Origin of the sequence: Rahnella inusitata, from assembly GCF_003263515.1 — a bacterium.
Classification (GTDB): Bacteria; Pseudomonadota; Gammaproteobacteria; order Enterobacterales; family Enterobacteriaceae; genus Rahnella; species Rahnella inusitata.
Map to the genome: position 1 here is coordinate 63,962 of NZ_JYDE01000007.1, position 24,191 is coordinate 88,152.

General features: G+C 55.8%; 21 protein-coding genes. 10 read left to right on the forward strand and 11 right to left on the reverse strand.

What is annotated here, in order from left to right; genetic code table 11:
• Positions 1–170 precede the first annotated feature (170 nt).
• Positions 171–359, forward strand: a complete 189-nt coding sequence (locus tag TU92_RS04590; RefSeq protein ID WP_167457515.1) for a hypothetical protein — start codon at positions 171–173, stop codon at positions 357–359.
• Positions 360–409: 50 nt separating this feature from the next.
• Here TU92_RS04590 and TU92_RS04595 read toward each other — a convergent pair whose 3' ends face one another.
• Positions 410–718, reverse strand: a complete 309-nt coding sequence (locus TU92_RS04595) for an Rdx family protein (protein WP_112164778.1) — start codon at positions 716–718, stop codon at positions 410–412.
• An 808-nt stretch (positions 719–1,526) separates the two neighbouring features.
• Here TU92_RS04595 and recC point away from each other — a divergent pair.
• The 3 genes from recC to recD are packed head-to-tail and all read left to right on the forward strand — an operon-like array spanning position 1,527 to position 10,731.
• Positions 1,527–4,970, forward strand: coding sequence for an exodeoxyribonuclease V subunit gamma (recC, locus tag TU92_RS04600; RefSeq protein WP_167457519.1), 3,444 nt, complete (start codon positions 1,527–1,529; stop codon positions 4,968–4,970).
• Positions 4,967–8,680, forward strand: a complete 3,714-nt coding sequence (gene recB / locus TU92_RS04605) for an exodeoxyribonuclease V subunit beta (protein WP_112164780.1) — start codon at positions 4,967–4,969, stop codon at positions 8,678–8,680. Before recC ends, recB begins: the two co-directional genes overlap by 4 nt.
• A complete protein-coding gene (gene recD, locus TU92_RS04610) occupies positions 8,677–10,731 on the forward strand; it encodes an exodeoxyribonuclease V subunit alpha (protein ID WP_112164781.1) in 2,055 nt (684 codons plus the stop codon). Before recB ends, recD begins: the two co-directional genes overlap by 4 nt.
• A 9-nt stretch (positions 10,732–10,740) precedes the next feature.
• On the opposite strand, the gene TU92_RS04615 is transcribed toward recD, so the two are convergent.
• From TU92_RS04615 to TU92_RS04625, 4 genes are all read right to left on the reverse strand, one after another.
• Complete coding sequence (locus TU92_RS04615; RefSeq protein WP_112164782.1) at positions 10,741–10,983, reverse strand: hypothetical protein; 243 nt, start codon at positions 10,981–10,983, stop codon at positions 10,741–10,743.
• Positions 10,984–11,028: 45 nt separating this feature from the next.
• Positions 11,029–11,136: a small membrane protein YniD gene (yniD, locus tag TU92_RS04620; protein WP_112164783.1), complete on the reverse strand. Its 108-nt coding sequence runs from the start codon at positions 11,134–11,136 to the stop codon at positions 11,029–11,031.
• Positions 11,137–11,178: 42 nt separating this feature from the next.
• Complete coding sequence (locus TU92_RS22280) at positions 11,179–11,328, reverse strand: hypothetical protein (RefSeq protein ID WP_167457516.1); 150 nt, start codon at positions 11,326–11,328, stop codon at positions 11,179–11,181.
• A gap of 97 nt (positions 11,329–11,425) precedes the next feature.
• Complete coding sequence (locus TU92_RS04625; protein ID WP_112164784.1) at positions 11,426–12,670, reverse strand: MFS transporter; 1,245 nt, start codon at positions 12,668–12,670, stop codon at positions 11,426–11,428.
• Between the two features lie 115 nt (positions 12,671–12,785).
• Between TU92_RS04625 and TU92_RS04630 the strand changes: the two genes are divergently transcribed.
• The gene (locus TU92_RS04630; RefSeq protein ID WP_112164785.1) at positions 12,786–13,694 is read left to right on the forward strand and encodes a LysR family transcriptional regulator; all 909 of its coding nucleotides are present in this window, start codon (positions 12,786–12,788) and stop codon (positions 13,692–13,694) included.
• A 93-nt stretch (positions 13,695–13,787) separates the two neighbouring features.
• On the opposite strand, the gene TU92_RS04635 is transcribed toward TU92_RS04630, so the two are convergent.
• Positions 13,788–14,060 (reverse strand): hypothetical protein, encoded by a 273-nt coding sequence (locus tag TU92_RS04635; protein ID WP_056781372.1) that lies wholly within the window; start codon positions 14,058–14,060, stop codon positions 13,788–13,790.
• 91 nt (positions 14,061–14,151) lie between these two features.
• The gene (locus TU92_RS04640) at positions 14,152–14,877 is read right to left on the reverse strand and encodes a DUF3053 domain-containing protein (protein ID WP_112164786.1); all 726 of its coding nucleotides are present in this window, start codon (positions 14,875–14,877) and stop codon (positions 14,152–14,154) included.
• A gap of 134 nt (positions 14,878–15,011) precedes the next feature.
• Here TU92_RS04640 and TU92_RS04645 point away from each other — a divergent pair, with 134 nt between their 5' ends.
• Together TU92_RS04645 and cspE are read left to right on the forward strand one after the other, a co-directional pair.
• On the forward strand, positions 15,012–16,127 hold the full coding sequence (locus TU92_RS04645; protein ID WP_112164787.1) for a DUF1615 domain-containing protein: 1,116 nt from the start codon (positions 15,012–15,014) through the stop codon (positions 16,125–16,127).
• 375 nt (positions 16,128–16,502) lie between these two features.
• Positions 16,503–16,715 carry a transcription antiterminator/RNA stability regulator CspE gene (cspE, locus tag TU92_RS04650; protein ID WP_101076387.1) on the forward strand — a complete coding sequence of 71 codons (213 nt, stop codon included), beginning with the start codon at positions 16,503–16,505 and terminating at the stop codon, positions 16,713–16,715.
• A 664-nt stretch (positions 16,716–17,379) separates the two neighbouring features.
• On the opposite strand, the gene TU92_RS22285 is transcribed toward cspE, so the two are convergent.
• Positions 17,380–17,517: a hypothetical protein gene (locus TU92_RS22285; RefSeq protein WP_167457518.1), complete on the reverse strand. Its 138-nt coding sequence runs from the start codon at positions 17,515–17,517 to the stop codon at positions 17,380–17,382.
• 686 nt (positions 17,518–18,203) lie between these two features.
• On the opposite strand from TU92_RS22285, the gene TU92_RS04655 reads away from it, so the two are divergent.
• Both TU92_RS04655 and TU92_RS04660 read left to right on the forward strand, forming a co-directional pair.
• A complete protein-coding gene (locus TU92_RS04655) occupies positions 18,204–19,541 on the forward strand; it encodes an MFS transporter (protein WP_112164788.1) in 1,338 nt (445 codons plus the stop codon).
• Positions 19,534–20,880 (forward strand): enolase C-terminal domain-like protein, encoded by a 1,347-nt coding sequence (locus tag TU92_RS04660; protein ID WP_112164789.1) that lies wholly within the window; start codon positions 19,534–19,536, stop codon positions 20,878–20,880. Before TU92_RS04655 ends, TU92_RS04660 begins: the two co-directional genes overlap by 8 nt.
• Here the strand turns inward: TU92_RS04660 and TU92_RS04665 are convergent, their stop codons facing one another.
• The 3 genes from TU92_RS04665 to TU92_RS04675 form a co-directional block, all read right to left on the reverse strand.
• Positions 20,881–21,081 (reverse strand): hypothetical protein, encoded by a 201-nt coding sequence (locus TU92_RS04665; protein ID WP_112164790.1) that lies wholly within the window; start codon positions 21,079–21,081, stop codon positions 20,881–20,883.
• A gap of 135 nt (positions 21,082–21,216) precedes the next feature.
• On the reverse strand, positions 21,217–22,467 hold the full coding sequence (locus TU92_RS04670; RefSeq protein WP_112164791.1) for an L-lactate MFS transporter: 1,251 nt from the start codon (positions 22,465–22,467) through the stop codon (positions 21,217–21,219).
• Between the two features lie 305 nt (positions 22,468–22,772).
• The gene (locus TU92_RS04675) at positions 22,773–23,549 is read right to left on the reverse strand and encodes an alpha/beta fold hydrolase (protein WP_112164792.1); all 777 of its coding nucleotides are present in this window, start codon (positions 23,547–23,549) and stop codon (positions 22,773–22,775) included.
• A gap of 224 nt (positions 23,550–23,773) precedes the next feature.
• On the opposite strand from TU92_RS04675, the gene TU92_RS04680 reads away from it, so the two are divergent.
• Positions 23,774–24,139, forward strand: coding sequence for a hypothetical protein (locus TU92_RS04680; RefSeq protein WP_112164999.1), 366 nt, complete (start codon positions 23,774–23,776; stop codon positions 24,137–24,139).
• The last annotated feature ends 52 nt before the right edge of the window (positions 24,140–24,191 follow it).

A 24,191-nucleotide genomic window follows, 5' to 3' on the forward strand; every position in this document is an offset into this window, starting at 1 on the left:
AATCGCTTAACGACATCAATATGCTATTGATTTATATGATTTTATTTTTATCTCTGTGTTTTGGGCGTTTAATAAAGACCCTTTTTTGTATGTCTTTATTTACTTCATGGAACCCATCATGCCTAAAACGGACTTTTCCCAAATGGCGGCCTTTATCTGGTCTGTCGCCGATGAATCTCTGCAACCTCGGGCAAAAAGACATCAAAGATAATCTGGCGAACTATGTCCAGAGCTTCTCCCGCGATGCCCGCGAAATCTTCGGGCACTTTAACTTCAGCGAATTCGTCGGTCAGCTGGACAACGCCAACCAACGCCGTCGGCAAAGCCAACCGCGCTGCTGCGCAACACGTATCACGTAAGATTTAATGAACGCGTGAAGTCTGAAGGCAGGGCATTCCTGCCTTTTCAATCACTCCGCCTGTCCAGCCTCAGGAATTTTCTTCTTATCTATATGCCCGAGCGACCGCTCCGGGAAACAGATATCGCGCACCCGCTGTTTTAGCGCCGCCGCTTCAGGGAATCCGCCATCACGCTTACGTTCCCAAATCAGTTCATCATCGACTTTGATTTCATAAATTCCCCCGGTGCCTGGCACCAGCGTAACTGAGGCCAGATCGGTGCTGAACGAGCTCAGTAACTCCTGTGCTATCCACGCCGCACGCAGCAGCCAGTTGCATTGGGAACAATAAGTAATAGTGACCGCCGGAAGTTTTTCCATGATGAAGCCCTTTTAGACAGGTTTTTGGTTTTGTAGAAAGCAGATGATGCCCTGAAAATACCCTGATGTGGCGCGATTTATTGCAGGCTGCACAGGCCCGCCAGCTGCCGTCGCTGTCGCCTCCTCACCCTCTTTAATTTCGGGGCAGGGGTGAGTATAGCGTTTAGCGTGACATCGTTTCCCGTTATCCAACGGTTGCTGGCCGTGAGATCCAGTTTCATACGGCCAGCAGTTGCTCACCCTGGTTGAGAAGCAGGGAGTTGCGCGGTAATCTCAGGTTTGTCTCCATGCAGAAAATTTACCTAAGGAAAATATGCTGTTCAGGAAGAAAGGCGCAGCGTGTGATATATCCACATTCAATATTAATATCCGATATACCCTGCATCCGTCGGGTAATTTTATTCATACCTGACTACAAGCCAGTAAATGCGGTTTTTAACGTTATTTAGCACTGGCGAATAAAAGTACGGTCTGATTGTTATTTATGCGGTAAACAACTAACACCGACTTTATATCAGTTAAGTTTTCATTACACAAAATGTGTTTTCTTAAATGGCGATAAATACGGAAATTTATTTCCATTAAACAGAAATTAATTGAGTATTAGAATGGTAATGTAAAATTTTTAAATAAAACTAATTAATTGGCTAACGAAATGGACGGCGAAATGATCAATCCGTGTATTTCACTGTCAGGCAATCAGTGCCCGCAGTCCCGGCCTCTTTTCCTTCCAATCCTTTCCAGAACAACGCAAAATCTCTCTCCTTAACCGGCGATAACAAGGGATGCGAGCGTGAATTCAGGTTTGATGGTGTTACACGGCAATCACTCAGAAGCGTTGAGGGATGTGCTGATCTCTTGGATGGCGGCGCATCCGCTACCGCCGCTGGAAAATGAAGTGATTCTGGTGCAAAGCAACGGGATCAATCAGTGGCTGAAACTGGCGATGGCCCGTGACCCTGAGGACGGCGGCTGCGGCATTGCGGCGGCGCTGGACATCAAACTGCCCGCACGTTTCTTCTGGCAGGTTTATCGCGCTGTGCTTGGTAAAGAGCAGGTGCCGGAATCCTCACCGTTTGACCGCCCGCTGCTGACCTGGCGGCTGATCCGTCTTTTGCCTCAGTTACTCACTCAACCGGTTTTTGCGCCACTGGCGCGTTTCTTAAAAGACGACGGCGACATGCGTAAACTGCACCAACTGGCGCAGCGTCTGGCGGATTTGTTCGATCAGTATCAGGTGTACCGCGCCGACTGGCTGGAAGACTGGGGCAACGGGCAGGATGTGCTGCGCACCAGCCGTCAGGGCAGCGAGCCGCTGCCGGAAAATCTGTTGTGGCAACCGCAACTGTGGCGCGCGCTGCTGGCCGACGTTGATGAAAACGAGCGCAACACCAGCCGTGCTGCGCTGCACCAGCGTTTTTTGCAACATGCGCTGACTATCCCGGAAAATGAGCGCCCGGCCGGTCTGCCTGCGCGGCTGATCGTCTTTGGTATCTCTTCATTGCCGCAACAATCTCTCGAAGTGCTGGCGGTTCTTGGCCGCTGGACCCACATCTTTATGTGCGTGCATAACCCTTGCGAGCACGACTGGAGCGATATCATCGCCGATAAAGATCTGCTGCGCGCTGAGCGTATCCGTCAGTTGCGTAAGCCCGGCATGCCGCAGGTGATCGCCGAAGATGAACTTCATCAGCACGCCCATCCGCTGCTGGCGGCCTGGGGCAAGCAGGGGCGTGATTACATTGGCCTGCTCAATGAATACGACAATCACGAATCCTATGCTGCCCAGCTCGCGCCGGTGATCCCGCGCATCGATCTCTTCACTTCGAACGGTACCGATACACTTTTACACCAGTTGCAGGAGGATATTTTGCAGCTGCGCCCGCTGGCCGAAACCAAAGAACACTGGCCGCTGCTGGATGCACAGGACGATTCCCTGCGTTTTTACATTACTCACAGCGCCCAGCGCGAAGTGGAAGTGCTGCACGACAGGCTGCTGGCGGCGCTGGCGGCGGATCCGACGCTGAAGGCGCGCGACATTATCGTGATGGTGCCTGACATCAACGGCTACGCACCGCACATTCAGGCGGTGTTTGGCCTGATGGAGCGCAACGATCTGCGCTATATCCCGTTCACCGTCGCCGATCAGGGACCGCGCCAGAATAACTCGCTGCTCGGCGCGCTCGAGCGATTGTTGAATTTGCCGCAGTCGCGGTTTGCGGTCAGCGATCTGTTGGATTTGCTCGACGTGCCCTCGGTGCGCGAGCGATTTGGCATTGAAGAAGAACAGCTGCCGCTGCTGCACCGCTGGATAAGCGCCGCCAATGTGCGCTGGGGGCTGCATGCGGAACAGCGTCAGAGCCTCGAACTGCCGCTCTCGCCGGAGCAAAACAGCTGGTTCTTCGGCTTGCAACGAATGCTGCTGGGATATGCCGTGGGCAGCGGTGACGCGTGGGAGAATATTGAACCGCTGGATGAAATCGGCGGGCTGGACGCGGCGCTGATTGGCCCGCTGTCGCATTTTTTAAACTGCCTTGATGAAACCTGGCGTCAGCTGCGCGAACCGGCTGCACCGGCGGTGTGGGGCGAACGCCTGCGCGCCATCCTTTCCCGGTATTTTGCCGGGGATGACGGCGAAGACGGCTTTATTCTGGTGCGTCTGCACACTGAGCTGGAAACCTGGCTGGAAGCCTGCGAAGGCGTCAATCTGCAAGCTGAACTGCCGCTTTCTGTGGTTCGCGATCACTGGCTGGCGCAGTTCGACCAGTCCGGCCTGACGCAGCCGTTCTTCGGCGGCGCGGTCACTTTCGCCACACTGATGCCGATGCGCGCGATTCCGTTCCGTCACGTTTATCTGCTTGGCATGAACGACGGTGATTATCCGCGTAACCGCGTGCCGATGGATTTCGACCTGATGGGGCGCGATTACCGTCCGGGCGACCGTTCGCGCCGCGAAGATGACCGCTATCTGTTCCTTGAGGCACTGCTTTCTGCGCGTGAGCGTTTACACATCAGCTGGGTCGGTCGCAGCATTCACGACAATACCGAGCGTCCGCCGTCGGTGCTGGTAGCGCAGCTGCGTGACCATCTGGCGGCAGGCTGGAAACTCAACGGCGGCGGGGATTTGTTGCCCGCGCTGACGGTCGGGCATCGTCTGCAACCGTTCAATCGTGATTACTTTACGAAAGACGGTTCACTGTTCAGTTATGCCCACGAATGGCGCGCCGGACTGGAAGCGGATACACCGGTGACGGCGTTCGGGCCGCTTGAACCGCTGGAGCAGGAAGGCGCGCTGACACTGCGTCAGCTGTCGAATTTCCTTACCGATCCGGTGCGCAGTTTCTTCCGTCAGCGGCTCAATGTCTATTTTGAGATGGAAGATCCGGGGAGTGAAGATCAGGAACCTTTCGACGTGAATGCGCTGGAAAACTGGCGTTTGCAGGATGAACTGATCCGCGCCCAGAAGTGGGCGCTGGAGGCGGGTGTTTCGCGTCAGGACGTGTTGCGCCAGCAGCTGGAACGCATCGAGCGGCGTGGCGAACTGGCGCCGGGCGAATTCGCTGCGGTGCTGAGTGAAGATCTCGCCGAACCGATGGACACGCTTTTCGCCAGCTATCAGCAGGTGCTTGAGGCGTGGCCACAGGCATTGGGCAATGAAGCGTTGTCGGCTGATATCGGCGGTGTGAATGTCTCCGACTGGCTCAGCGATCTGCGTGTTAATCAGAATGGCGAGCGTGCGCGCGTGGTGCTCGAAAGCGGCGGCCTGATGACCAAAGAGCGCAGCTACCGGTTCGACAAACTGCTGCCCTATTGGGTGGCACATCTGGCCGGACACCTTAGCGGGCAGCCGATGCACAGCATTATCGTCAGTAAAAACGGCACCGCCGAACTGCCGCCGCTGGAGGTTGCGCAGGCGCAAGCGCTGTGGCAAACGTTGGTCGAAACCTGGCAGCAGGGGCAATTACGACCTCTGCCGCTGGCAGTGAAAACGGCGTTCGTCTGGCTGAAAAAAGACGGCAGTGAACAGAGTGCCCCGGACAGCGACGCGTGGTTTGCGGCGCGGGATGCTTATGAAAATCACGATCCGGCCAACATGAAATTCGGCGAGCGCGACAGCAACCGCTATCTGGCGCGCGCGTGGCCAGATTTCGCGACGCTCTGGTCCGACGGTGAATTCGCCCGGCTTGCCGATCTGCTGCTGGCCCCGCTTCGTAATCATCTTTCCCGCAGTAAGAAAGGAGGCAAGGAATGACGGATCGCACTGTGCCCTCGGCCCTGAATGTACTGAATTTTCCGCTGACCGGCAGCCGCCTGATTGAAGCCAGCGCCGGTACCGGGAAAACTTTTACCATCGCCGCGCTGTACGTGCGGCTGGTGCTCGGCCACGGCGGTGATAACGCTTTTAGTCGCCCGCTGACGCCGCCGGAAATTCTGGTGGTGACCTTCACCGATGCGGCCACCAAAGAGTTGCGCGACCGTATCCGTGTGCGTCTGTCGCAGGCCGCAGAATACTTTTTAAATCTGGACGGATCCTCTTCTGAGGGCGACGAATTTTTGCAGACGTTGCGCGCTGAATATCTTCCTGAACAGTGGCCGGGATGCGCCCGCAAGCTGCAACTGGCGGCGGAATGGATGGATGAATCGGCGGTCTCCACCATCCACGGCTGGTGTAACCGCATGCTCGGCGAGCACGCATTCGACAGCGACAGCCTGTTCACTCAGACGCTGGAAACCGATCAAACCGAACTGCTGATGGAAGTGGTGCGCGACTACTGGCGCAGCTTCTATTTCGCATTGCCGGAATCTGATATCCGCACCCTACGCACATGGTGGCGGACGCCGGAAGAGTTACACAGCAAGGTTGCGCCGCTGCTGGAATACGCCGAAGAACTGGGCTCAGACGAAACGCCTGCGCAGATCTGCGAAACGGTCAGGCAGCAGAAAGCCGCAGAGTTGTCGGCGCTGAAACAGGGCTGGCCGGAATGGACGCAGGAACTGCGCACCCTCCTCGAAGGCGCGGTGGCAGCGAAAGTGGTGGATGGCCGTAAAATTCAGGCGCGGTATTTTCTGCCGTGGCTGGAGAAACTGCACATCTGGGCGACCACGGATGACCTGACGCCGGATCTGAAAACCGGCTGGGAACGCCTGACACCGCAAGGCTTAGCGGAATGCTGGAAGCAGGGCGAACCCCCTGCGCATCCGGCGATCACCGCCATGGAAACCCTGAAAACGCAGCTGGAAAATCTGCCGGATGCCCGCAGCGGTTTGCTGCAACACGCCTGCCGCTGGATAGAAAACCGCTTCGACGTCGAGCAGCAAAAGCGCGCGCAGATGGGTTTCAACGATTTACTGACCCGCCTCGACGCCGCGCTGCGCAGCGACAATGGCGAACGACTGGCGGAGATCGTTCGCACCCAGTTCCCGGTGGCGATGATCGACGAATTTCAGGACACAGATCCGCTGCAATATCGCATTTTCGATACCGTTTATCGCGTGGCGAAAAACGCGCCGGAGCAGGGGCTGATCCTGATCGGCGATCCGAAACAGGCGATTTATGCCTTCCGCGGCGCTGATATTTATACCTATCTGCGTGCCCGCCGCGATACGGGCGGACGGCACTACACGCTGGCGACCAACTTCCGTTCCACACGCAGTATGGTGGCGGCGGTCAATGAAGTCTTTGGGCTTGCCGAAAACCGCGATTCTGGCGAGGGCGCTTTTCTGTTCCGCCGGGGCGATGAAAATCAGGTGCCGTTCCTGCCGGTGGAAGCCAAAGGGCGCGCTGACACGCTGATAATTGATGATGCTGAAGCCGCCGCGATGACGCTGTGGTATCCGGAAAATCAGGCCGACTCGCTGCCGAAAACGCAGTATATCCAGCTGATGTCCGACGGCTGTGCGACGGAAATCGTCCGTCTGCTACGCCTCGGGCAGCAGGGTTCTGCCGGTTTCGGCCAGTCTGGCGAAACGCTGCAACCGGTGATGCCGGGCGATATTGCGGTGCTGGTGAATACTGGCCGTGAAGCCACGGCTGTCCGCACAGCGCTGTCCAAACGTGGGGTTCGCAGCGTTTATCTGTCTGACAAAGAATCGATATTTCAAAGTGCGCAGGCAGGCGAATTGCAGTACTGGCTGGCGGCCTGCGCGGCGCCGGAAAACGATCGTCTGCTGCGCGCCGCGCTCGGCACGCCGTCACTCAATTTAAGCTGGGAAGCGCTCGATCGCCTCAATCAGGACGAACAGGAGTGGGATCGCTACGTTCGTCAGTTCCAGGAGTACCGCATTTGCTGGCGCAAACAGGGCATTTTGCCCATGCTGCGTCGCCTGATGTGGGAATTTGATGTGCCGCGTCGCCTGCTTGGACGCGGGGATGAACGTGCGCTGACCGATCTGCTGCATCTGTCCGAACTGCTGCAACAGGCCAGCGTTCAGCTTGACGGCGAACACGCGCTGATCCGCTATCTGGCGGAACAGCGTCAGGACGAACATCAGGGCGGCGACGCGCGAAAACTCCGTCTGGAAAGCGATGCCGAACTGGTGCAAGTGGTGACGGTGCATAAATCCAAAGGGCTGGAATATCCGCTGGTGTTCCTGCCCTTTGCCTGCGCCTTCCGCGCGGTGAAAAAACAGGACTCTCCGCTGAAATGGCACACGCAGGAGGGCGAGCTTGAAGTGGCATTAAGCGCCAGCGACGATCAGCTGGCGCTCGCCGACCGCGAACGGCTGGGCGAAGATCTGCGTAAGTTTTACGTCGCGCTGACCCGCTCGCGTTACGCGCTATGGCTCGGCATGGCACCGCTGAAAGAGTTTGAGAAAAGTGCGCCCGGCTATTTATTTCATCAGGACAGCGTCCCCGACGGAGAAACCTTCGAGGCCGGGGCGCTGCCGGCCCGTTTACAGGCGCTGGAAACGACGAATATCCGCGCATGGCCGCTGCCTGCGCCGGACGGAGCGGTGTTCCGTAATGAACAGGCGCTGCCTGCGCTCGGACCACGCCCGCCGCTGCGCACGCACAAAGCACCGCGCTGGTGGGTGTCGAGTTTTTCCGGCCTGCAAATCGCCCCGGCCGGGACCTATATCGCCGCCGATGTTGTGACGCGTGAACTGCCGGTGGAAATCGAAAGCGCCGCGCAGGATACCTATCTTGAAAATAAGAGTTTAGAGAATACGGGGCTGGAAGCGATCGGAGCGCCGGAAAGTGTATCGTCGCCGATGACCGGCGCGGATCTGTATGCCTTTCCGCGCGGCCCTGCACCGGGTAATTTCCTGCACGGTTTGCTGGAATGGGCGGGAGACGAAGGGTTTGCCACATTGACGTCGAAGCCGGAAAAAATCGCCGATCAGGTAGCGCGGCGCTGTAATACGCGCGGCTGGGAAAAATGGATTACGCCGCTGACGGAATGGCTGACCGCGTTGCTGACGCAGCCGTTACCGCTGCCGGACGGCGACACATTTACGCTGGCCGGGCTGCCGCCGTATCAGGTGGAAATGGAGTTCTGGTTCTCGCTGACGCAGGTATCGACCCGCCGCCTCGACAGGCTGGTGTCGCAGTACACGCTGGACGGCACCGCACGCGCGCCGCTGCTGGCGGAAGACCTCAACGGCATGCTGAAAGGCTTTATCGATCTGGTGTTCGAACACGACGGGCGTTATTACGTGCTTGATTACAAATCCAACTGGCTGGGCGGCGACGCCAGCGGCTATGACCCGGTCTCCATGACGCAGTCGATGCTGGATCATCGCTACGATCTGCAATTTACGCTGTATCTGTTCGCGCTGCATCGGTTGCTGAAATCCCGTCTGGCGGATTATGACTACGACAGACATATCGGCGGCGCAGTGTATTTATTTCTGCGCGGCAGCCATGCGACGGGCAACGGCGTCTGCGTTCAGAGGCCGGATAAAGCCTTAATGGAACAACTCGACCTGCTGTTTAGCGGTGATCAGGAGAAACGCGCATGAAAATCAACAGCCGTGAAGAAATCGCACACCTGCTGGCAAGCTGGGTAGAGTGCGGCTGGCTGCGTGAGCTGGATCGCGCGCTGGTGACGTTTCTGGCGAAGCAGTCGCCGGACGCGCAGCCGCTGCTGTTACTGGCGACGGCGCTGACCAGCTATCAGCTTGGGCGCGGCCATGTATGTCTGGATTTGCAGGCCACTCTCGCCGACAGCGCCTTTTCGCTCTCGCTGCCGCCGGAGGGTGATCATGCTGACGGTGCGGTGATCCGCCCGGCCGCAGTGCTGGAAAATCTCAGCCTGACAGAATGGATGGCGGCGCTGGTGCATCCGCAGCTGGTGGGCAACGGCGAGGGGAATTCACCGCTGGTGCTCATCGGGCACCGCCTGTATCTGCGCCGTTACTGGCAGTATGAACAGAATGTCCGCGGCGCGATTGAACAACGTCTGGCGCGCAGTCAGCCGGACGCGTTGCCGGTGGCACCTTTGCGCGCGGCGCTCGATGCGCTGTTTCCTGCCAGCGGCAATAGCGGGCAAGCCAACTGGCAGAAACTGGCCTGTGCGCTGGCGGCGGGCAGTGCGTTCAGCATCGTGACCGGCGGGCCTGGCACCGGGAAAACCACCACCGTGGTACGCCTGCTGGCGTTGCTGCAAACGCTGGCGCTGGAAGACCACGGCCAGCCGCTGCGCATCCGTCTGGCGGCACCTACCGGTAAGGCGGCGGCGCGGCTCAATGAGTCAATTGCCGGTGCGGTATCTCAACTCGATTTGACCGCGCTCGGCAACGGTGACGCCGTACGTGAAAGCATTAATACCGACGTGGTGACGCTGCACCGTCTGCTCGGTAGCCGCCCGGATACCCGGCACTTCCGTCATCATCCGGGCAATCCGCTGATGCTCGACGTGCTGGTGGTGGACGAGGCGTCGATGGTCGATCTGGAAATGATGGCCGCGCTGCTGGCGGCGTTACCGGATCAGGCGCGCCTGATCCTGCTCGGCGATAAAGATCAGCTGGCATCGGTGGAAGCGGGCGCGTTGCTCAGCGAACTTTGCCAGCGTGCGGCGGGCGGCCATTATTTGCCGAAAACCCGCGACTGGCTGCAAACCGTCACCGGCGAGAACATCCCGGAGGCATTGGTGGATGCTCACGGAACGGCGATGGATCAGGCGGTGGTGATGTTGCGTCACAGCTACCGTTTTGATGCTCAAAGCGGCATCGGGCGGCTGGCGGAAGCGGTCAACGATGGCGATGTGAAAACGCTGAAGCAGGTGTGGAAGCAGGGGTACGGCGATCTGGCGCAGCTGACGCTCAGCGCGGCTGACGATCAGGCGCTGCGCGACTGGGTGATTAACGGCGCGGCGGGGCAGTTTCCTGCTGCGACGGCGCGGGCAGGCGTCTCACCGCCGGTCGGATATCGTCACTATCTGACGGTCGTGAAAAATGAGCGGCCTGAAATCGACGAACCGATGGAATCCTTCCACCGTTGGGCAACCAAAGTGCTGCTGGCCTACAGCCAGTTCCAGCTGCTGTGCGTTCTGCGCAGCGGGCGGTGGGGCGTTGAAGGGCTGAATCTGCGTATTGCGGAAATTTTATGGAAAGAAGGGCTGCTGGAGGCGGCGGCAGGCTGGTATCCGGGGCGTCCGGTGCTGGTCACGCGCAATGATTACGGCCAGCGCCTGATGAACGGCGATATCGGCATTACATTGCAAATTCCGCAAACGCTGGCGGATGGCTCGGCGGTGTGGGTATCGCGCGTCGCCTTTCTGGCGGGCGACGGCACCCAGAGTATCCGCTGGGTGATGCCAAGCCGGTTGCAGGCGGTGGAGACGGTGTTCGCGATGACAGTGCATAAATCGCAGGGGTCTGAATTTACCCATACCGCGCTGCTGCTGCCAGAAAATCTCAGCCCGATCCTTACCCGTGAGCTGATCTACACCGGCATTACCCGTGCGCGTCACTGGTTCAGCCTGGGCTGTGTCGGAGGCATGAATGCGGTGTTGCCGGATGCAGTACAGCGCAGGGTGCTGCGGGCGAGCGGATTGATTGAAACGGTGTGAACGGCGGGATCAGTAATCGTATTGAGGAATGCGGGAGGTTTTAACGAGAGGCCGGGTTTTGGAACCGGGCACTTTGGTGGCTTTGAGCGGATCACCGGCGACAAACTCCAGCGTCGGGGAATAGTAAAATGGCAGCCAGCCGCCATAGCTATTCTCCCACTCCCAGCGAACCGGGCATGGCCACAGAATGTCTTCGTACATAATGTAATAGGTCCATCGCCCGTGGGGACGACGCGGTTTTGGGGTCTTCATAGGAGCGTCAACTTAACTCAAAATAGTATCGCTAACAATATCAGCTCAACCCCAAATCATGGCCGCCCAGCGGAGTAACAGCAGGCCGCCGCAGATGCACAGCAACACGACGACCATCTTCCAGTGTTTACTCATCATCCTTTTGGTGACCATCGGATCCTCCCTGTATTGAGCTTAGGTGTTATTGAATCCACGTTAACCGGTGATGTGCCGGTCAACGTAATGAACAACATGTTCCTTTAATTCGGGAACGGTTTGATCGGCAAGCCACTCGAAAGCCACCAGCAGTAAGGCCGTTGCGGCAAGTACAGTCAAAATTATAGCGGCTTTCTTATGGGCTTCCATGGTTCTCATCGTCTTTGCATTGCCTGTTTTTTACTCTATCAGAAAGTGCTCCCTCTGAGGAGGTTTCAGGCGTTTGGTTCTGAAAGGGGTTAGGAAATTATACCCGCTCAGACGATGCGAAACTTTGATCCTGTCCCTCCGCGACCGGATCCTTAGGATTTTCTGCATATCGGGCACCGGGCTTAAAACCGTGACGTTTCGCGCACCAGGCGATAATCAGCGCGGCCAGCAACAGCACCAGCATCGTCCACGGAAAAATGCCGACCCCGGCGGTGTTAAGCAGAATGCCGCCGGACAAGCCACCGCCGGCAATCGCCAGATTCCACGACACCACGACCAGCGATTGTGCCATATCACCCTGCTCGCCGGTGGCGTCAGCGATGGCAGTTTGCAGCAACGTCGCCGCGCCGCCGAAAGTCAGCCCCCAGATGGCGACGCACAGCGTGACCATCAGCGGTGAATGGCCGTCGAGCGCCAGTCCGAGTGAAATCAGCGCGAACAATGCAAGACTGGCCAGCAGAGTTTTCCGCAGGCGTTTATCCACCTGCAAGCCGGTGAAAGCGATACCCGCCAGCGCGCCGATGCCAAACACCAGCAGGATCTGATCGGCCCGTTCTGCCAGACCGGAGAGGGTTAGGAACGGCACAATGTAGGTATAAAGCAGGTTATGCGTCAGCATCCACAATAAGATCACCGCCAGTATGCTGCGTACGCCCGGCATCATTATCACGTGACGCAGCGACTGACGCTGGCCTGCCGCCTGCCCCGGATAATCGGGCACTTTACGCATCACCCATACGACCAGCAGCAATGTGACCGCCGACATTACGCCAAACGCCATCCGCCAGCCGAGCAGGGTACCCATCCATGTGCCGAGCGGTACGCCGACGGACAGCGCCACCGGCGCGCCCAGCATCGCCACCGACAGTGCGCGCCCCTGCTGATGCACCGGCACCATGCGTCTCGCGTAGCCCGCCAGTAACCCCCACGCCAGACCGGCGGCCGCACCGGCCATCCAGCGCGCGAACAGCGTCACGAGATAATTCGTCGAAAACGTGGTGAGCGTGTTAAAGACCAGAAAGCCGAGGATTGCCGTGAGCAGCGCGGTGCGCCGGTTCCAGCCGCGCGTCATCGCCGCCAGCGGGATCACTGCCATCAGCGAACCGGCGGCGTAAAGCGTGATCAGCTGTCCGGCCATTGCCTGCGACACGTTAAGTCCCGCAGCAATCTGTGGTAACAGCCCGGCGGGCAACGTTTCGGTCATGATGCCGATAAAACCGGTCATCGCCATCGCCAGCAGGGCGGAAAGCGGCAACGGCGAGGCGGACTGGGGTGAATTCATGGTGATTTCTCAATGTAAGAAAGTGTCGGATCAGAATAGAGATCTCCACGATGCGGAAAAAGTAGGGTAGATTTCCAGTGTATGCGGACGATGATGTCCGCAATGGGAGGTAGCGGTGGAAAGTCTGAGCAGTCTGAATGTGTTTGTGCACGTCGCTGAAACCCGCAGTTTCGTCGCCGCAGGGCGGATACTGGGCGTGTCGGCATCGGCGGTGGGTAAAAGCATCGCGCGGATGGAAACCAAGCTGAAGGTGCGACTGTTTCACCGCAGCACCCGCAGCGTCACGCTGACGGCGGAAGGCGCACTGTTTCTCGAGCGCAGCCGCCGGATAGTCGCGGAGCTGGAAGCCGCGGAAAGCGAGCTGTCGCAGCTTTCGGAAAGTCCGCGGGGCAGGCTGCGTTTGAGTTTGCCGCTGGTCAGCACACTGCTATTGCCTGTGCTCGGCGAGTTTATGCGTCGCTATCCGGACATTGAACTGGATCTGGATTTCACCGATCGCGTGGTCGATGTGGTGGAAGAAGGGTTTGATGCGGTGGTACGCACCGGGCAGATGGTGGATTCACGGCTGTCGATGCGCAAGCTCGGAAAATTCCGTCATCTGTTGGTCGGGTCTCCTGCCTATTTTGCAGAATACGGCTGGCCGCGTGAGCCGCAGGATTTGCTCACGCATCGCTGCCTGCATTTCCGCTATCCCAACAGCGGCAAGCTGGAGCCGTGGCCGGTTCCGGCGCATGTGGATGTCGCGCTGCCGGTGTCGATGGTGTGCAATAACATTGAAACACGTCTGTGTTTTTCGGTGCAGGGGCTGGGTATCACCTGCCTGCCGGATTTCAGCGTCCGCAAGGAGCTGGCGCGCGGGCAACTGGTGACCGTATTAGACGAGCACGTCGAACGCAGCGCAGATTTTTTCATTCTGTGGCCGTCTGGCGGTTATATGACGCCTAAGCTTCGGGTATTTATCGATTTTATCAGCGAAAGACTGTTCCCGGAAAATAAGGCGCTGGCGCTGGTATGCCCAAACTAAAACGTCTGCTAAAAGGAGTTGCAGATGAGTCAGCAGATTGTATGAGAGGAGCGGAGGACCGAAGGCGAATACACACCTTCGGTTTATCACCGGTTAACGGCTGCCGGGCAGCAGAGATTCGGTGCATTTGAACACGTCTTCGCGGAATTTACGGGAAGCTTCGTCCAGATCGGTCTGGTTTGCCACGTCGGCGCGGTTAGCTTCCAGCGCCTGATTCACGGCTACCGTGAAAGCATTTTCCTGGCTGGCGTTCAGCACATTGCCCACGCTGCCGAACAGCAGGCGCATGGCGGAAATTTGTACCAGAAGTTCACGGTTTACGCGCTCAAGCTGGTCAACGCGTTTGGCAAGAATTTCGTCACTCATCGGTGTCTCCTTAGTTAAGTGCCGCACACCATAACAAAAGCGCCGTCATGAAAAAACCGCCTTGCGGCGGTCTGGACGTTCGGGTGGTGGTTTAGCGTACCATTTGCTGCATCTGGCGGCTAAGCTGCATCAGTTGCGCATTTAGTGGCACCAGCTGTTGCTGGATAGCGTTGTATTTATCCAGCTGTTTCTGGTTGGAGAATTGCAGACGGTTGCCGGTAATGGTGACGTCTTTCCCCTGACTCTTGATGAAATCGGCTTTGGCGACGATAAGATTCAGCACCTGCGGAAGCAGCTCAAAAACCTGTTCGGTGATTTCAGAGGGTTTGACCACTGTTTTCTCGTAAGCCAGATCGTAAACCTTTTTCAGATCGTCCGGCTGTTTCAGCGCCGCGTGTTGGGTATCCGCCTGCGTTCTGAGCGTGATGATTTTCTCTTTCCAGTTCTGGCTGCTGTCGGCCATCTTCTTGAGGTCATCGCGCTGCTCGACCAGCGCATTAACGCTGTTGACGCCGTTCATACCGGCAAACACGGGTACCAGCGAGGAATCGAGCTCAGTGTTCATCTGGTGATGAAAACCGGTGATGATCGCATAATCTTTGCTGTAATCGCCGAACTGTTTTTTCTCCGCTTCCGACAGCTGCGGCACGGCCAGCACCTGTTTATCGAGAATGCGCGACTGGAGGAAATCCATAAACGCTTTGCGCTGCGCAGGCTCTTTATCACCACAGCCGCTGACTGCAAAAATCATCATCAGCAGCATCAATGGCATCAGGAAAGTACGGGTGAAGTGAGAGGTTTTGATCGCGTATTGCATAGATTCCTTGCTCCTTTTGCTCCATATTCAGAAGATTAACCTTAGCGTAAAAAGCTGAAATTTTAACTAGAAAGCCGCGCTTATCTTGGTTAACGTCACCGAAGTACACACGAAACTCCCTCTTCAGGAAATGTATGATTTTGAACGGTAAGCGATTTTCCACACCCCGCACGCTTGGTGCATTAGCGATTTTGATCCTCGCCGGGTGTACGTCTAATAAGAAAAACGACGCGCCGGTGAAAAATCCGCAGGACACTAAGGCGGATATCGTGCGGCTGATGCCGTCCACCGCGCCGGATCGCAAGGGCTGGGCGACGGACATTACCGCCGCGTTTTCCGCGCAAGGTATCGCGCCGACCACCGAGAATATCTGTTCGGTGCTTGCGGTGGCACAGCAGGAATCTAACTTCAACGCCGACGCGCCGGTGCCGGGGCTTGGGAAAATCGCGTGGAAAGAGATAGACCGCCGCGCAGATGCCGTCCATGTGCCGAATTTCCTGGTACACACCGCACTGCTGCTGAAATCGCCGAACGGCAAATCCTACAGCGAGCGGCTGGATAATGTGAAAACCGAGAAGCAGCTGAGTGCGATTTTCGATGATTTCATCGATATGGTGCCGATGGGGCAGAAGCTGTTTGGCAAACTCAATCCGGTGCATACCGGCGGGCCGATGCAGGTCAGCATCGCGTTCGCTGAGCAGAATGCTAAAGGGTATCCGTATCCGGTGGACATTTCGATTCGCAACGAAGTGTTCAGCCGTCGCGGCGGTATCTATTTCGGCGTGAAACATCTGCTGGGTTATCCGGCGAATTACACTCAGCCGCTGTACCGTTTCGCCGACTTTAATGCGGGCTGGTACGCCAGCCGGAATGCCGCGTTCCAGAGCGCGGTCAGTAAGGCCTCGGGCATTCCGCTGGCGCTCGATGGTGACCTCATCAACTACGGCACCGATAAGCCTGGCAGCACCGAGCTGGCGGTGCGCACGCTGAGCAAGCGTCTGGATATCAGCCATTCTTCAATCCGCAAGGCGCTGGAGAAGGGCGAACAGCTGGAGTTCGAAGACACTACACTCTATAAAAAGGTGTTTGCGCTGGCGGATAAAACCACCGGGAAGCGACAGCCGCGTGAGATGCTGCCGGGGATCACGCTGGAAAGTCCGAAAATTACCCGTACGTTGACCACCGCATGGTTCGCCAAACGGGTGGACGGACGCCGCGCTGATTGCGTTAAAAGAGCCGCGGCGCGCTGAGTTTCATCTATGACGCGGTGAGAATCGTCTTAATGCCTGCCTGAATCCGGCAGGCATAATTATTTATTCATCAGGCTTCAGCCGCCGCCCTGCGTGCCCTGCGGGTTATTCCATTAACAAATATAAAGGCTATAAATAGAATTGCGTTGAAATAAAGGCTTGCTTAATAAATCCTGCTGTGTGTAAATAGCGTCAACGGTTTGTGGTTAAGACCTATTTATGTAAGACATTTAGTAAAGCAGTTCCTGGTTCAAGTGATATAGCAAATCCTTTCTCCGACGAATTTCCTTCTCTGATGCATCCATAAGTATTTCAAATAAAAACAGACCTATATTGCCCTATGGCATCATAAAATAAAAAAAGAAGGTATTTCCTATGTCTACTAAAATGACTGGTTTAGTAAAATGGTTCGACGCTGGTAAAGGTTTCGGTTTCATTAGCCCTGCAGACGGCAGCAAAGACGTGTTCGTACACTTCTCTGCAATCCAGAGCAATGATTTCAAAACCCTGGACGAAGGTCAGAACGTAGAGTTCACCATCGAACAAGGCCAGAAAGGCCCTTCAGCGGGTAACGTTGTCGTTCTGTAATGTCGCCTGATATTGAAGGCAAATCACCTGCAATAGCGAAGATGGGGTAAACCCGGAGCAGACAGGAATCGTTGTTTCAATATCGACATTATGAACCACAAAAATAAACCCTGGCCAACGCCGGGGTTTATTATTTAAAAGCTTCCAGAATTATTTCGGGAGCCACAACAGAAAAGCCGGTTTCTTTTTTCTCGCCATTTTTATCGAAATGAAAAATAGATAATCAGGAAATAAAAAACTCAGCCGTTTTTTCTGTTGTGATAAGGCCGCGCTCAGGCCGCGTAATGTAGGAGTGTACGATGGACGCTTACGCCGCAATATGACGGCCGGGAAAGCACCGGCAAATTCCCTTCATCCCTTGGGCTGACTCTGTGTTAGCTACGCCCGTTCCACCGAATCACTGGCTTATGTCAGCGCATCGGGATTTTCTCTCTTGCCGCCTTGATTCACCCCACATGCTTTCGGGAATTGGCTTTTGCATCAATAACAACTTAAAAAAAAACCAAAAAAAAGCCAAAAAAAAGCCCGCACACGGCGGGCAAATAACAGGGTTCTACAGGGGTATTACACAGGGACATCACACAACATTTGATGGACTTACGATACCAAACGCTGTGTATGGTTTTGTCATCGCCCGGTAAGGTTACTCCAGCAGTTGTAAGCCTTATTTGTCTGCGTAATGACCAATTACCTGATCGATTTTGGCATCCGCCATCGCAATTCCCTTCTTAATCAATGACTCCGAACCGATGCTTGCCAGCAGAATAACGACAGCAACCACCAGTAATCCCTTGTATGTCATGTTTCTTCTCTCAGTGAGTGTGATGTTCAGAGCAGGTTTTCAGGCAGATTTTGCGGCGATACGTTGTGTACCGCCACGGATTCTGAAGACTGGAAATCGTTAAACAGCCAGATGGCCGACGGTGAAGTAGGTCGTCAGACCCACGATGACCAGCAGCGCAATGGCCGCAGCGGTATAGAGAATGATGCGCCTGGGGCTGTAAAATGCCATAGATATGTCCTTATCGAAAAGGGCGGAACGGCGCCAGACGTTACAAAAGTTCCATCATCAGCGCCATCGCGTAGCCAATCGCTACGGAACCTCCGGCCATGATTAACCAAAATGCAGTTGCTTTCATTTCACACTCCTTGTGTCGGGACGGCGTGTCCCATTGATCGATTTCAAAGCGCAATTATAACAAACATATAAACCGCATGGATAATTACGTGCTCCTATTTTAAGCGCTTTGTTTGAAAAAGACCCTCCGTAAACTGTGAACCGCCTCGCTATTCCATCTAAAAAGGAAAAACGCCTTAATTATCAGTTGTGCTTATGCACATGGCTCAATTCATTGATAATATGAATTAATTGTTGTCGCCAGTCTTTGCGGGTGATCAAACATTGGGCGAGTGCACAATGGCAATTCACCGTGTTCGCTTCTTAAGTAGTGTTGCAGTTGTTCATTATTTCAACGCTAAGGGAACACCATGAACGGTCATGAAAACAAAGCGGTAAGAAGTGCAAACCGCAAATTCTTTGCCCGCACCATTCCGATGCTCATCCTGATGTTGATCATTAACCAAATCGATCGCACCAACGTCGGCTTCATCAAACACAGCCTGGAAACAGACGTCGGCATCAGTACCGCCGCCTTCGGTTTCGGTGCCGGTCTGTTTTTCGTCGGTTACGCGCTGTTTGAAATCCCCAGCAATATGCTGATGGACAAGTACGGCGCCCGCGTCTGGCTGACCCGCATTATGATCACCTGGGGCGCGGTGGTCTTTGCGATGGGTTTTGTTACCACGCCGATGCAGTTCTACGTGCTGCGCTTTTTACTCGGCGTCGCCGAAGCGGGCTTCTTCCCTGGGATCTTATTTTATTTCCGCAAATGGGTGCCTAACGTCTATCGCGGGCGTGCCACGGCGTTGATCCTCACCGGCTCGGCGGCGGCCTATCTGTTATCCGGCCCGGTTACCGGCGGATTGCTGGAATTGCATGATTTTATGGGATTACCCGGCTGGCAGTGGGTGCTGTTCATTGAAGGCGCGCTGTCGGTGTTAGTGGGGATCGTTGCCGCATTCTTCCTGGTTTCAAAACCGGAAGAAGCCAAATGGCTGACCGTCGAAGAAAAGCAGGCGCTCAGCACCGCGCTGCAAGAAGAGGCGAGTTCGCGTGACGTCCATACGCAGGGGCAGTCACGCTGGAAACTTATCACCGACGGCAAAATGGCCTATCTGTGCTTCCTGTTCTTCGTGATGTGCATGACCGGCTATACGCTGGTGTTCTGGCAACCGGAAATCATTGGCCGCATTCCGGGGCTGTCGCCGTTGCAGATTGGCTTGCTGAATTCGGTACCGTGGATTTGCGCGATTATCGCCATCAATATACTGGGCCGCGTCAGCGACAGGTTCCGTGGCAACCGGGAAACCATTCTGGCACTGGCGCTGATTGTCGCCGCCATCGGCACCTGTTTGTGTACGCTCGGCAGCCCGTGGTTTGGCCTGTTCGCGCTGTGCGTAGTGTGCATTGGCACGAAATCCAGCGCTGTGCTGTTCTGGCCTATCCCGCAAAGCCAGCTGCCGTCTTCTATCGTCGCGCCGGGCATTGCGCTTATCAACTCGCTGGGTAATCTCGGCGGATTCTTCGCGCCGGCGGTATTTGGCTATCTGCAACAGACCACCGGCAGCACGACTGCCGGGCTGTATATTCTCAGCGGTGCCTCCGTCTTCGCCGCCATCACACTATTTTTCACTAAAACTAACCGCACGCCAACACAACCTGACTATCACGCCCCGCAGGGATTGGAGCCAAAACGCCATGTCTGATACACCAAAAATTGTCGAAATGCAGGTCATCCCGGTTGCCGGTTACGACAGCATGTTGCTCAATATCGCCGGTGCACATAATTGTTATTTCACCCGTATCCTGCTGGTGCTAAAAGATAGCGAAGGGCATACGGGCGTCGGCGAGTCGCCCGCGACGGGCGTTGTGCTGAAGATCCTCAATGAGGCGATCCCGCATATCGTCGGCCAGGAGATCGGCAAAATGAATCAGCTGGTCAGCGATTTGCATAAACGCGATCTGGAAGAAAACCGTGCACCGCAGCCCGTGCTGCCCGGCTTTCGTCCGTGGGATCTCGAGCGGCACCACAACGCGGTTGCCGTGCTGGAAACGGCGCTGCTGGATCTGATGGGGCAGCATCTTAATCAGCCGGTCGCGCAACTGCTCGGGCCGGGTAAACAGCGCGATGAAGTGCCGGTGCTCGGTTATCTGTTTTACATCGCCGACCGGCAGAAAACGGATCTGGCCTATCAGGAAGGGAAAGTGCAACCGGGGCAACATGCGTGGTATCACCTGCGCCATCAGGAGGCGATGACGCACGAGAAAGTTGTGCAACTGGCCGAAGCCGCGCAGGACAAATACGGTTTTAAGGATTTCAAACTGAAGGGCGGCGTGCTGGCTGGGGAGGCAGAGATCGACACCGTGCGGGCACTGAAACAACGTTTTCCACAGGCGCGGATCACCGTCGATCCGAATGCGTCCTGGTCGCTGGATCAGGCGATTGCGCTGTGCAAAGACATGCACGGTATTTTGTCTTACGTCGAAGATCCGTGCGGCGCAGAGCAGGGGTTTTCCGGGCGGGAAACGCTGGCTGAGTTTAAGCGCGCCACCGGATTACCGGTCGCGACGAATATGATAGCCAACGACTGGCGGCAGATGAGCCATGCGTTGCAGCTTAACGCCATCGATATTCCGCTGGCGGATCCGCATTACTGGTCGATGCGCGGCGCGAATACTATCGGAACGTTATGCAATGCGTGGGGGCTGACGCTCGGCTGTCATTCCAACAATCACTTTGACGTATCGCTGGCCATGCTGGCGCATCTCGGGGTTGCCGCGCCCGGTGACATTACGCCGTTTGATACGCACTGGATCTGGCAGGAAGGCCAGCATCTGACGAAAAATCCGCTGCAAATTAAAGACGGTAAGCTGGCGCTTAACGAACTGCCGGGGCTGGGCGTGGAGCTGGATATGGACGCGGTCGGTATTGCCCATCAGCGCTACAACACTATGACGCAAAAAGATCGCGATGATGCGATTGCGATGCAGTATCTGATTCAGGGATGGAAATTCGACGGCAAGCGCGCGACGCTGGTGCGCTGATTACAGGTAATCGCTGCCGGAAGTCAGTGTGCTGTGTGCGCTGGCATCAAGCGTTGTGGACGGCTGATAGCTGCTTTCGCTGGCTTTACGGCTCAGTTCTGATGCGACTTCCTGTGCGCTGGAAGGGTAGGCTACGGCGAAACTGTTAAACGCGGTAAGGCTGAGCATCAGGCTGAAAAGAGCGAGGGTGGTGCGTTTCATGGTCGGGTGTCCGGTGTATTCACATTGGTTCATAAGTATTGTGTGAATCAGCCACTGAACGGATATGCTTTATTCATAAGAAACGGGAGCTAATTACGCTCCCGTTCATCATTTATGATGCGCTCAAGTGCTGGTTTACACGTGCTGGAGCGTATTATGACCTGCTTCTGATTTATTCGGTAAGCGAATCGTGGCAGAAAGAACCAATGACACCATCAATAATACGGTGATGATGCTGAAGGTCACCGCGAAACCACCGAACAGTGAAGCTACCAGAGAAGCGAAGATGCTGCCGATACCAAAACCGAGATACAGCAGACCGTAGTTTTTGGTCATGTTGTTCAGGCCGAAGAAATCGCTGACCAGTGACGGATACACGGTGATAGTCCCGCCGAAGCTGAAGGCGACACAGGCCACGGAGATGAAGAACATGGTTTCATTCATGTGAGTGAACAACATCATGCTCATCCCGGCCAGAGAGACGATTTGCGCGATGGAAATCACGCGAATGCGCTGCATTTTGTCAGACAGCACGCCGAGCACCAGACGGCCACTCAGGTTAGCAATCGCGATGACGGTCACGGCGTTAGCGGCGGTCAGGGCGTCCAGTTTCACCAGACTTTGTCCGATATCCTTCGCCACACCAATCACATACAAGCCGCTCATGCAGGCAGTCAGGAACATCAGCGCCAGCATCCAGTACTGTGGCGCGCGAACCGCTTCGGCCAGCGTGAATTCGCGGCTGTCTTTGCTGTTATCGTTCAAAGAGTTCTCTTCGCGAGTCACATCAGCGGTTTCCTGTTTCGGCGCATCTTTCATCATCAGTGCACCAGTAATCACCATCACCATCGCCACGCCGCCCCAGATCATGAAGGTGTTTTGCAAACCTTCCGTCGCCAGCAGATGACCGCATACGAATTTGAACAGCAGGCTGCCTAAACCGTAGGCACCGATTGCGCAGGCGGAGATCATCCCTTTACGCTCAGGGAACCATTTTACGCAGTTGGAAAGCGTCAGCAGATAACCCGCACCGTCCGCCAGACCGACCAGCACACCGGCGCTGATATACAGCATGATCACATTGTCGGAATGCGCAGTCAGGAAGAACCCGGCAGCCATCAGCACACCGGCGGCGATGGTGACGTTGCGAACGCCGAAACGTTCCTGAAGTTTGCCTGCGACGGAAGAAGAGATAGCCAGACACAGGCTGAGGATCCCGAAGGTCAGTGCGACGCGACTGACCGGCTCACCCAGCTTTTCAGAAAGCTGACCGTTGAACAGACTCCAGGTGTACACAGATCCCAGCGCGAGTTGAGTCAGAATTGTACCGGCCAGAGTCAGCCAGCGGGTACGGTTGTAGTTCGGCATGCCAGATTTGTCACTCATAGTGGGTTCTCCCGAGCGAAGTAGATTCAATTAACTGTGGCTATGATAGTCCCCGGGAATATGTGCGGTTCATTTGCGGCGTGAGATGCATGAGTTGCGGAATGAAATGCATTTATGAGGGTATGAGTCGCCATTTTCGGGCTAAAAACGCCCCGAAATTCGACTTAAAATGCCTCCGCAGCCCTTGCGGGACGCGGTTTTTAGTTGATCTGGATCACTAATCGGTTATTTAGTTTTTTGGGCAGGGGCGTTCGGGGGAAAGGGGCGAAAATTTGCCCCTGCTAGTCGGAACAATGAAAGGGGGGTCACACCACTTGCGCATTCAGCGCCGCGTTGATTGCGGCGGCCACGCCGGTGGGATTTTCCCACATCATCGAATGGCCAGCCTGTGGGACAACGGCGGTGTGAATGCCGTGCTGCGGCAGAACCGCGACGTCGGGCTCCGGCAGGGAGAACTCACCGAACAGTACCGTGGCGGGCATTTCAAGCTGATAAAGCTGCTCACGCCACGATGTTGCCTCGCCTTTCACCAGCCCGACGGCCTGACGGTGAATGGCCAGCGGTGAAGCTACCGCCATCGACCCTGCCCAAACCTGATCATTACCACGCACCGCAATCTCAATCAGCCGCGCATGCCCTTCGTCGAGATAGTCTTCTTCAGAATATTTCGCGACAGCCCGACTGAACGCGCCGCCACCGGCATCCAGATTCGGCTCGGCAACGATCAGCCGCTGGATGAGATCCGGACGCCGGGACGCGACCATAATGGCAATGCTGCCGCCCATGCTGTGGCCGATAAGATTCACCTGCGGCACGGAGAGATTTTCCAGCCAGGCGATTACGCAGTCAACGTGGGCCTGCAGGCTGTAGCTGAAATCCTGCGGTTTATCGCTGAAACCTGAACCGGCTAAATCGAGCAGGAAGGAACGTCGCGGGCGCAGTGACGCGTCGGTCGCCACGCGTGGAAAATCGCAAGATGATGCGCAACCCAGACCGTGTATAAACACCAGCGGAACCCCAAGCCCTGATAATTCATGGAACCGTAAATAGAAGTCTGCCCCAGGCACTTTGAAAGATCTCATCTCAATCCTTTGTTTTTATAAGAGAGTAATGGGCGGATTATAAGCAGGTTTTTTAGTTAACACTGTATAAAAAACGAGTCATTAGATGAGTGTTTGGCAACCCATTATTTATGAGAAGTAATTTGGCTTAAGACATTCTGCTTATGAATATTTATTTGCAGGCTCTTCCCACCAGCCGGGCAAGTGATAGCATGGCGTTCTTACTCACTTTATGGATTTATCTGATGGTCAGGTCAGGCGGTTGTGTGGCGGTGATGTTGGCGCTGGCGTCGTTTTCAGCATCGGCTGTTACGCAATATCAATGTGTTTTAACCCATCATACGCAGTCGGATGATGGCAGTGATGTCTCTGAAGTGGTGAATAAAAACGCCGCTGTTTATGATGCGGGCAATACGTTCAGTTTTTCACCGGATGGTAGCAAACTGATCACCAGCCCTGAACTGACCGACATTATCGGCAAAGACAATCAGCCGATGAAAGCGGGCGCGCAGGATAACCTGATGTATATCCACACTAAAGACAGCTTTGTGGTCGCTACCCAGACCGAAGGTTACGTCTATGGGGATTGCAAACTCAACACCGCCAAATAAAAGGCGTCCCCTTTCAGGCAGCAGGTGCGTTGGCCGGATCCGCCACGCACTG

Coding starts and splice junctions, on each gene's coding strand:
- TU92_RS04590 (WP_167457515.1), top strand. CDS start 171: ATGAATCTCTGCAACCTCGGGCAAAAAGACATCAAAGATAATCTGGCG.
- TU92_RS04595 (WP_112164778.1), bottom strand. CDS start 718: ATGGAAAAACTTCCGGCGGTCACTATTACTTATTGTTCCCAATGCAAC.
- recC (WP_167457519.1), top strand. CDS start 1,527: ATGGTGTTACACGGCAATCACTCAGAAGCGTTGAGGGATGTGCTGATC.
- recB (WP_112164780.1), top strand. CDS start 4,967: ATGACGGATCGCACTGTGCCCTCGGCCCTGAATGTACTGAATTTTCCG.
- recD (WP_112164781.1), top strand. CDS start 8,677: ATGAAAATCAACAGCCGTGAAGAAATCGCACACCTGCTGGCAAGCTGG.
- TU92_RS04615 (WP_112164782.1), bottom strand. CDS start 10,983: ATGAAGACCCCAAAACCGCGTCGTCCCCACGGGCGATGGACCTATTAC.
- yniD (WP_112164783.1), bottom strand. CDS start 11,136: ATGGTCACCAAAAGGATGATGAGTAAACACTGGAAGATGGTCGTCGTG.
- TU92_RS22280 (WP_167457516.1), bottom strand. CDS start 11,328: ATGGAAGCCCATAAGAAAGCCGCTATAATTTTGACTGTACTTGCCGCA.
- TU92_RS04625 (WP_112164784.1), bottom strand. CDS start 12,670: ATGAATTCACCCCAGTCCGCCTCGCCGTTGCCGCTTTCCGCCCTGCTG.
- TU92_RS04635 (WP_056781372.1), bottom strand. CDS start 14,060: ATGAGTGACGAAATTCTTGCCAAACGCGTTGACCAGCTTGAGCGCGTA.
- TU92_RS04640 (WP_112164786.1), bottom strand. CDS start 14,877: ATGCAATACGCGATCAAAACCTCTCACTTCACCCGTACTTTCCTGATG.
- TU92_RS04645 (WP_112164787.1), top strand. CDS start 15,012: ATGATTTTGAACGGTAAGCGATTTTCCACACCCCGCACGCTTGGTGCA.
- cspE (WP_101076387.1), top strand. CDS start 16,503: ATGTCTACTAAAATGACTGGTTTAGTAAAATGGTTCGACGCTGGTAAA.
- TU92_RS22285 (WP_167457518.1), bottom strand. CDS start 17,517: ATGACATACAAGGGATTACTGGTGGTTGCTGTCGTTATTCTGCTGGCA.
- TU92_RS04655 (WP_112164788.1), top strand. CDS start 18,204: ATGAACGGTCATGAAAACAAAGCGGTAAGAAGTGCAAACCGCAAATTC.
- TU92_RS04660 (WP_112164789.1), top strand. CDS start 19,534: ATGTCTGATACACCAAAAATTGTCGAAATGCAGGTCATCCCGGTTGCC.
- TU92_RS04665 (WP_112164790.1), bottom strand. CDS start 21,081: ATGAAACGCACCACCCTCGCTCTTTTCAGCCTGATGCTCAGCCTTACC.
- TU92_RS04670 (WP_112164791.1), bottom strand. CDS start 22,467: ATGAGTGACAAATCTGGCATGCCGAACTACAACCGTACCCGCTGGCTG.
- TU92_RS04675 (WP_112164792.1), bottom strand. CDS start 23,549: ATGAGATCTTTCAAAGTGCCTGGGGCAGACTTCTATTTACGGTTCCAT.
- TU92_RS04680 (WP_112164999.1), top strand. CDS start 23,774: ATGGTCAGGTCAGGCGGTTGTGTGGCGGTGATGTTGGCGCTGGCGTCG.